Here is a 7,700-nt window from a genome sequence, read left to right as displayed (position 1 = left end):
CAAGGCATTGTCAAGCTTGAAAAACTTTCGGATCGGGCTCTTAGGGATTTTCCAACATAATTACAATACACAGGCGCTTCACAACACCTCAATATCCCCAATCTGTTCTTGAATATATAAATAAATATTTTTTGGTATTTATTTATATATTCAAGTCCACTCAACTATCGAAGCAATCACAACATGCAGTTGATGTGTTCAGGAGCCAGTAGATGACATCTTTCCGTAAAGAATTCAAAATAAACAGACGAAGCCTGCTTCTTGGCATGAGTGCGCTTGCCGCCGCCAGCTTTACACAGTTTCCGGGCCTTGCTGCATCAAACGGTCACATACATGAGCCTGACAGCATAGTACAGTTCATGCTCGTCTCGAAACTTCTTGTTCCACACGAACTGGATCCCTTTGTCGGTCATAAAATCCACAACGCGCTCAGCGATGCCGAAGAGGGTTTTGACAATACAGTCACAGCACTGCAGGATTTCATAATGAAAAATGCCGTTGTGGATGTTGAACATCTCATGCCGGCACTGACTGATGCGGCACTAAAAAACTCAGCCCTGAAAATAATATCAGCCTGGTATTCAGGCGTAGTGCACGGCAAATCGGGGGATCGCGTTGTCGCCTTTGAAGAGGCGCTCATGTTCAAAGTCACCAACGATGTCATGACGATCCCGTCCTACGCGAAGTCAGCACCCAATGCATGGGATGCGACTGCCGTTCCCCTCCTGAACATGCCTTCGTTCTGAGCTTCTCTGGAGAATTGTTCATGCCCTCCACTCTCAACAGCGATGTCGTCATTGTTGGTACTGGCGTCGTCGGCTGCCTGATCGCAGAACAGGCCCTTGATGCCGGGCTTTCCGTGCTCATGCTCGAGGCAGGCCCCCGTGTCAGTCGCGATACCATCGTTGAAAACTACCGTAACCTGCCCCCCACACTACGCAACCACTGGAACGCCCCGTATCCCCCCAAACCGTGGGCGCCGCACCTTGAAACACGGACCCCGACTGAGGCCGCATCGTATCTTGACCTGACCGGACCAAATGCCAAAGCCTACGAGCAGGGTTACGTGCGTTACGCAGGCGGTGCCACCTGGCACTGGGCTGGTATCTGCTGGCGTATGACGCCCGATGACCTGCGGCTTAAAAGCCTCTATGGCGTAGGGCGTGACTGGGCCTTTAGCTATGATGTGCTTGAGCCCTACTATGCGCGGGCAGAACATGCGATGGGTGTCTGCGGCCCCGGCGACCCAGCCCTGCAATGGCCGCCGCGCACCGCGCGCTCTCGCCCCTACCCGATGGGGCCAATCCCCTTTGGTCCGGGCGAGCAGCGGTTGACCGATGTTGCCGCAACCCTTGGCATGCAGAACCTTCCCGCCCCACAAGCACGCAACAGTGGCGTTTCATTTGATGGCCGCCCCCCCCTGCTGCGGAAACAATAACTGCTTTCCAGTCTGCCCGATCGCTGCAAAATACGATGCTGCAACCGCCCTGCCCCGCATCGAGGCAAAAGGCGGCAGGATCATCACGAATGCTGTTGCCTATCGTGTTGAAACAAATGCCCAGAAGAAGGTCGAGGCCGTTCACTACTACGACCCGAACAGAACCTCACATTCCGTTTCAGGCAAGATCTTTGTGCTGGCATGCAATGGCATAGAAACGCCCAAGCTCCTCCTTTTATCGGCTGATGACAAAAACCCCCGTGGTGTCGCCAATAGTTCAGATCAGGTCGGCCGCAACATGATGGATCAGCCAAAGCTGATCGCGGACATTGAAATGTCTGAACCACTCTGGACCGGCGTAGGCCCCGTTCAGAGCAGCAGTATCATGAACACAAGCCAGGGTGATTTCCGGCGGGAGTATGCCGGTGCCATGTTCCGTATGGAAAACATGGCGCGAAGCACACTCGGAGGTTTGGCGGCTCTTGAAAAAGGTCTTTACGGAAAAGCCCTCGATCAGGAAATCCGTCGTTTGTCAGCCTGCACAGCCCGCCTGACCGTTGAGCACGAACCTCTGCCGCTCCCCTTCAACCGCCTGACCCTATCAGACAAAAAGGATTGGCTCGGCCTCAACCGTCCTCGCATCTATTATGATGTAGGCGACTATGTACGGAGGAGTGCTGAAAACTATACCGTTCCCCTTCTTAAAAAACTGGCAACTGCACTCGGCGCGACAGATATCAAGATTTCACCTGAATTCTTGCACAGCGATCATATCATGGGTGGCACGATCATGGGCAATGATCCAAGCGATTCAGTCGTGGATGCAGATTGCCGGGCCCATGACCATGACAATCTTTTCCTGCCTGGTGGTGCCGCAATGACGACCGGCGGCAGCGGGAACAGCACAATCACTATGGCCGCATTGGCACTTAAAGCTGCGGATGCAATCGTCGGGCAACTGAACCATGCTTAGAGTGATACAAACCAGACAGGCCTTCAGGCTCTCATTCCTTGCTGCTCTGGCAGGGCCGATACTCCTGTGCAGCGCCGCGTCAGCCGAAGATGACAGCAATACAGATCCGGGTGCCTACATGGCGGTCACATCAGACTGTGTCGCCTGCCATACCGCGCCGGGCGGCAAACCGTTTGCCGGTGGTCTGGCCATGAAAACGCCGCTGGGGACGATGTACTCAACCAACATCACGCCATCCAAAACATATGGTATCGGGGAGTATAGCGAAGCGGATTTCTCTCGTGCTGTCCGCAAAGGCATCCGCAAGGATGGGAGCAATCTCTACCCTGCAATGCCTTATACAGCATATTCTTACATGACAGATCAGGACATACATGACCTGTACCTGTATTTCATGAAGTCCGTTCAGCCAGTCGAGAGCGCCCCGCCAAAAACGGCCCTGCCTTTCCCAATGAACATCCGCAGCTCAATGCTGTTCTGGAATATCCTGTTTCGTAACAACACAACGTACCAGCCTGACCCATCACGCTCGGCAGAGTGGAACAGAGGGGCCTATCTAGCACAGGGCCCGGCGCATTGCGGAACCTGCCACACCCCTCGTGGCTTTCTGATGCAGGAAGAAGCCTCCCAGGCCCTTGGCGGGGGGAGCCTTGGTTCGTGGTACGCTCCCAATATCACCTCGGACAAAATCAGTGGCATAGGAAACTGGTCGCAGGATGAAATCAAGACCTACCTGAAATCAGGCCATATAGACGGTCTGGCACAGGCCGCAGGTGGTATGGGAGAAGCCGTCGAACACAGTTTCCAGCACCTGACAGAGGCTGACCTGAACGCCCTTGCGACATACCTTGCATCAACACAGCCAGTGCGTGACCCTGCTGATGGAAATCTCTCACGCTTCGCTCTTGGGCAGCCGGTTTCCAGCGCTGACCGTGTCAGAGGCGATCAACCCATTCGGTCGGAAGATAATCCCGATATTTCTGGTGCTGAACTGTTTATGGGAAATTGTGCGTCCTGCCATAATTACAAGGCACAGGGTAGTCGCGACGGATATTACCCGTCATTATGGCACAACTCCGTTACAGGCGCCTCCAACCCGGACAATCTGATTGCAACCATTCTTTTTGGTATCGACCGTCATGTCGCAGGTGCTCAAGCGTTCATGCCCGGCTTTGGAGAAAAGAAAACAGATGCCGTCCAGCTAAACGATGAGGAAATAGCCAAACTTACAAAATATGTTTTTGATACATATGGCAGGCCTCAGGTTTCTGTATCACCAGCACAAGTCGCCACGATCCGCCAGGGTGGTCCAAAATCACCACTCCTCGTTTTAAGCCGTATCGGCATGGCCGGGGGAGCCATTGTCATCGCACTCGGGTGTTTCTGGCTTTTGCGGACATTCCGTAAATAAAAAACGAAAAGGGAAGTAACCTTCATGGTCTTAGCAAAACATATTTCCTTGCATATAAAATCAGTGATTGCTGTATGTGCAGTCAGTGTATTGACCGCCGCAGTGCCCGCATGTGCACAGGATACAAAAGAAGCCACATCAACATCCGCAGGGACAGCCAATCTGAAAAAAAATATCGTTGGCGTGTGGGGACTTGTTTCTTACAAAGTGGAAGATAAAGAAACGGGTAAGATGATTGATGCCATGGGATCATCCCCCCGCGGGCGTGTCATTTTCACGCCTGATGGGTGGGTTGCCTTCAATCTTGAAGGCAGTGACCGACAGCCGGCGAAAACAGATGCAGACCGCGCTCATTTGATGAAAACACTCGTTGCATATATCGGACCTTACAGAGTTGAAGGCAACCAATGGGTGACCAGTGTGCAGACGGCGTGGGCACCAGAGTGGGTTGGTACAGAGCAAAGACGCACCATAGAAATTAATGGCGATTACGCCAATGTCATTACACCATGGCGTAAAATGCCTAACTGGGACTCTGGAAAGCTGTCGCGCAGCATCATTCGATTTAAACGGATTGAATGATCTGTATCATTCCTGATCTCAAAATTTCAGCACCATAAAAACCAAACCACTCCAGGAGAGAGAAATGTTCAGCAGACAGGCAAAGATTACTGGTACAGGAAAATCGAGAAAAATCGAGACGTCAGCCAGAGGCTATGATGTTTTGCGCGACCCCGCGCTCAATAAAGGCACAGCTTTTACCCAAGATGAGCGGGATTCTCTCGAACTGAACGGGCTGCTACCACCGGTCATCACGACTGAGCTGGAACCCCAGTTAACCCGTGCTCTGTCTGCTTATCGTAAAGCACCAAGCGATCTCGATAAGCACATTTACATGTGGCGGCTTCATGATAACAACGTCACGCTGTTTTACGCCTTGCTCCAGCGTCATCTCATGGAAATGCTGCCTGTTGTATACGATCCTGTCGTTGGGCAGGCCATAGAGCAGTATAGTGAAGTCATAACCCGCCCTCGCGGTATTTTTCTCAACATTAACGAGCCTGAGAAAATTGAAGAAAAACTCGCGGCGTTCGGCGCCAGCGCGAACGACATTGACCTGCTGGTTGCCAGTGATGCGGAAGAAATTCTTGGCATTGGCGACTGGGGGGCCAACGGAATAGATATCTCCATCGGGAAGCTGGCAGTCTATACCGCCGCGGCAGGCGTTGACCCACACCGTGTCATTCCGGTTGTTCTGGATGTTGGGACAAATAATGAAAAACTTCTCAACGACCCACTCTATATCGGATATCGGCATAGCCGCGTTGTCGGCAAGGTTTATGACGATTTCATCGACGCATATGTAACAGCCGCCAGAAAACTCTTCCCCAAAGCCATGCTGCACTGGGAAGACTTCGGCTCAACAAATGCCCGCCGTATTTTAAGCCGTTTCCGTGACACGGTTCCCACCTTTAACGACGATATGCAGGGAACTGGCGCCATTGTACTGGGGGCGTTGCTCAATGCAGTCCAACGCAGCGATACCCTCTGGTCCGATCAGCGTGTGGTCATTCTGGGAGCCGGGACAGCCGGTGTGGGCATTGCCGATCAAATTCGTGATCAGATGATGCGGCATGGCCTTTCACGGGACGAAGCGACCCGTCGCATCTGGCTGGTAGATCTGCCCGGCCTGCTAACCGACGACATGCAGCATGGACTTCTTGATTTTCAGATCAGCTATGCCAGACCATCTTCTGAAGTTCAGTCATGGACTCGTGCCTCAGCCGATACTTTGGCTGCCACCGAAACCAGATGGCCGGCAATGGCTGCCTTGCGTCATGAAAAAGCACAGAATGGCGGCATTATCGAGCTGTCTGAAGTCGTCAAAAATGTGCATCCAACCATTCTGATCGGCACCTCGACCACCCCTCACCTCTTTACCGAAGAACTGGTGAAGGATATGGCCGCGCATGTTGAGCGTCCGATTATTCTTCCGCTATCCAACCCGACAAACCTGCACGAAGCTACCCCCACCCAGCTTATTGAGTGGACAGAAGGCCGAGTGCTCGTCGCAACGGGCGCGCCGTTTGATAATGTCGTCTATCAAGGTGTTTCCTACACAATAGGCCAGGCGAACAATGCAGCCTTGTATCCGGGCCTTGGCTTCGGGACGATCGTATCGCGAGCGCGTCAGGTTTCTGACGAAATGATCTTTGCTGCCGCACAAGCAGTCGCCAGCCAGGCAACAGATACCGCTCCCGGTGCCGCCCTGTTGCCGTCCAACGCAGACCTTCGTGCAACATCAAGCGTTGTCGCCATCGAGGTTGCGCGCAAGGCACAGGAGCAGGGTCTGGCACAGTCTGAAATCACGGATATAGTTGAAGCCGTGAATGTCCATCAGTGGTGGCCTGTTTACGAAACTGTGACCGCAATTTAGCGCCTGTTAGAACTTGAAATTCTTACAATCTTATAGGGATGCGAGAAGGCGACGGAACCAGTAGCGGGACTTTTACGGACAAGGCATGGGCGATCTGGGAACCTCTGATTGAGGCGGTTCGCCCGAGGGGCAAGACGCCGTCCCATGATCCGCGGCGCACGATAGCAGTGATTTTCTGGCGTCATGAGAATGGTGCGAAATGGCGAAGCATCCCTGCGGAACTGGGGCCGTGGTGGCGGGCGGCACAGTTTTTCATCCGCAGGTCACTGCTGATCGCAGCAAGGCGCGGCAAAGGCCTGACCCAGGCCACGCTGGCGGAGCGGCTCGGCAAACCCCAATCCTATGTCGCGAAATACGAAACCGGCGAGCGCCGGATCGACGTGATCGAATTCCTCGACATCACAACCGCCATCGGACTCGATGCCGCTGACATTCTTGCCAGTCTCCTGGAAGATCACTGAATCAGTGCAGCCTCATTCGATCACTGTTCCGAACTATCGCCTTCATCAGGATCTCGCAGCCAGCCCGGAATATCCTGATGGGCGTGCAGAACGCGCCATACATCCAGATGGTCCTCACGTTCGATGTAGAAAACCACGAACGGCCAGTTCCGAAGAGTGAGCGCACGAAGCCCCGGAAGATCGAGTTCATACCCGCAACGCGGCGAGCCGATGCCGGGATATTGCCCGATCAGGGTCATCCCCTCTTCGAACGCACCGACAAACCGGTCGGCCACAGCACTTCCGGCTTTCCCGACATAATCGTCAATGATCCGATCGATATCCCGCTCGGCCTGCTCGCGCAGTACCGCGCGTCTGGTCGTCATGATGATCAGGCGCCGCGCACACGCGACCGCAGGCGTTCGAAATATGCGGCATCCGCCGTGGAGCCTGCTGCGGATCGACCACCCTCAAGCAACATACCACGCAGACGCTGCCTGTCCTGGTCCTTGCGGATCAGCTCGCGCACGTACTCGCTGCTGGTGCCAAAGCCACGGCCGGCAACCTGCTGGTCAACGAAGCTTTTCAGGGCTTCTGGCAGAGAGATGTTCATGGTGCTCATGGAGGCAGAATACTCGAGTATGGCAAAAATTGGCAACATGATTCATGCCTGCCCGCGTCATAATCCCAGCCCCCGCTGATGCCCGAGTTGCCAGTCCATAGCACCCGCGCGCATGGCAGCGCCGACAGCCCGTCGGCCGAGGCGCGCGCATCAATATTCGGCATCGACCTGGCGTTCGAGCGCACGATGGATTTCGACGTCGTTGCGCTGCCCAAGCTCCTGCGTCACCAGATCCTGGGCGCGGGCGCGCAACCCGTCTTTGATGTAATCGCGGGAGATCACGAGGTCGCTGCCATCCTCGGCTACGCCGCGCACGAGGATAGCGTCGGCCGCCAGCGGGCACTTCATAGCTGCCGGTTTCGACACCAGCATCATCAAG

At 54.3% G+C, this 7,700-nt stretch carries 9 protein-coding genes and 2 pseudogenes; 8 read left to right on the top strand and 3 right to left on the bottom strand.

Going from position 1 to position 7,700, the window contains the following annotated elements:
* The first annotated feature begins 212 nt into the window (after positions 1 to 212).
* From B7G66_RS03900 to B7G66_RS18150, 8 genes and pseudogenes are all read left to right on the top strand, one after another.
* Positions 213 to 746, top strand: coding sequence for a sorbitol dehydrogenase family protein (locus B7G66_RS03900; RefSeq protein WP_003619038.1), 534 nt, complete (start codon positions 213 to 215; stop codon positions 744 to 746).
* A gap of 20 nt (positions 747 to 766) precedes the next feature.
* Positions 767 to 1,438: an FAD-dependent oxidoreductase gene (locus B7G66_RS18630; protein WP_231106281.1), complete on the top strand. Its 672-nt coding sequence runs from the start codon at positions 767 to 769 to the stop codon at positions 1,436 to 1,438.
* On the top strand, positions 1,407 to 2,411 hold the full coding sequence (locus B7G66_RS18625) for a GMC oxidoreductase (protein WP_231106282.1): 1,005 nt from the start codon (positions 1,407 to 1,409) through the stop codon (positions 2,409 to 2,411). The genes B7G66_RS18630 and B7G66_RS18625 overlap by 32 nt, the downstream gene beginning before the upstream one ends.
* Before the next feature lie 118 nt (positions 2,412 to 2,529).
* Positions 2,530 to 3,822: a c-type cytochrome gene (locus tag B7G66_RS03890; RefSeq protein WP_196760742.1), complete on the top strand. Its 1,293-nt coding sequence runs from the start codon at positions 2,530 to 2,532 to the stop codon at positions 3,820 to 3,822.
* A 24-nt stretch (positions 3,823 to 3,846) separates the two neighbouring features.
* Positions 3,847 to 4,404, top strand: coding sequence for a lipocalin-like domain-containing protein (locus B7G66_RS03885; RefSeq protein WP_080545418.1), 558 nt, complete (start codon positions 3,847 to 3,849; stop codon positions 4,402 to 4,404).
* A 64-nt stretch (positions 4,405 to 4,468) separates the two neighbouring features.
* Complete coding sequence (locus tag B7G66_RS03880; RefSeq protein ID WP_003619033.1) at positions 4,469 to 6,259, top strand: NAD-dependent malic enzyme; 1,791 nt, start codon at positions 4,469 to 4,471, stop codon at positions 6,257 to 6,259.
* Positions 6,260 to 6,297: 38 nt separating this feature from the next.
* A pseudogene (locus tag B7G66_RS18620) lies at positions 6,298 to 6,519 on the top strand (transposase); the annotation flags it as partial.
* Entirely contained in the window at positions 6,514 to 6,720 is a 207-nt protein-coding gene (locus B7G66_RS18150) for a helix-turn-helix domain-containing protein (protein ID WP_040511766.1), read from the top strand. The pseudogene B7G66_RS18620 and the gene B7G66_RS18150, both read left to right, overlap by 6 nt.
* A gap of 20 nt (positions 6,721 to 6,740) precedes the next feature.
* On the opposite strand, the gene B7G66_RS03870 is transcribed toward B7G66_RS18150, so the two are convergent.
* The 3 genes and pseudogenes from B7G66_RS03870 to B7G66_RS03860 form a co-directional block, all read right to left on the bottom strand.
* Positions 6,741 to 7,085, bottom strand: coding sequence for a type II toxin-antitoxin system RelE/ParE family toxin (locus tag B7G66_RS03870; protein WP_003619029.1), 345 nt, complete (start codon positions 7,083 to 7,085; stop codon positions 6,741 to 6,743).
* 5 nt (positions 7,086 to 7,090) lie between these two features.
* Positions 7,091 to 7,312: a ribbon-helix-helix domain-containing protein gene (locus B7G66_RS03865; RefSeq protein WP_003619027.1), complete on the bottom strand. Its 222-nt coding sequence runs from the start codon at positions 7,310 to 7,312 to the stop codon at positions 7,091 to 7,093.
* A gap of 165 nt (positions 7,313 to 7,477) precedes the next feature.
* Positions 7,478 to 7,700: pseudogene (locus B7G66_RS03860) on the bottom strand (hypothetical protein); the annotation flags it as partial.

Source organism: Novacetimonas hansenii JCM 7643, from assembly GCF_000964405.1.
Lineage (GTDB): Bacteria > Pseudomonadota > Alphaproteobacteria > Acetobacterales > Acetobacteraceae > Novacetimonas > Novacetimonas hansenii.
Note: the sequence above shows the minus strand (reverse complement) of the source record. Positions and strands in the feature narration are given on the sequence as shown.

Bases quoted from the DNA above. Each gene is read 5' to 3' on its own strand.
- B7G66_RS03900 (WP_003619038.1), top strand. From the start codon at position 213: ATGACATCTTTCCGTAAAGAATTCAAAATAAACAGACGAAGCCTGCTT.
- B7G66_RS18630 (WP_231106281.1), top strand. From the start codon at position 767: ATGCCCTCCACTCTCAACAGCGATGTCGTCATTGTTGGTACTGGCGTC.
- B7G66_RS18625 (WP_231106282.1), top strand. From the start codon at position 1,407: ATGGCCGCCCCCCCCTGCTGCGGAAACAATAACTGCTTTCCAGTCTGC.
- B7G66_RS03890 (WP_196760742.1), top strand. From the start codon at position 2,530: ATGGCGGTCACATCAGACTGTGTCGCCTGCCATACCGCGCCGGGCGGC.
- B7G66_RS03885 (WP_080545418.1), top strand. From the start codon at position 3,847: ATGGTCTTAGCAAAACATATTTCCTTGCATATAAAATCAGTGATTGCT.
- B7G66_RS03880 (WP_003619033.1), top strand. From the start codon at position 4,469: ATGTTCAGCAGACAGGCAAAGATTACTGGTACAGGAAAATCGAGAAAA.
- B7G66_RS03870 (WP_003619029.1), bottom strand. From the start codon at position 7,085: ATGACGACCAGACGCGCGGTACTGCGCGAGCAGGCCGAGCGGGATATC.
- B7G66_RS03865 (WP_003619027.1), bottom strand. From the start codon at position 7,312: ATGAACATCTCTCTGCCAGAAGCCCTGAAAAGCTTCGTTGACCAGCAG.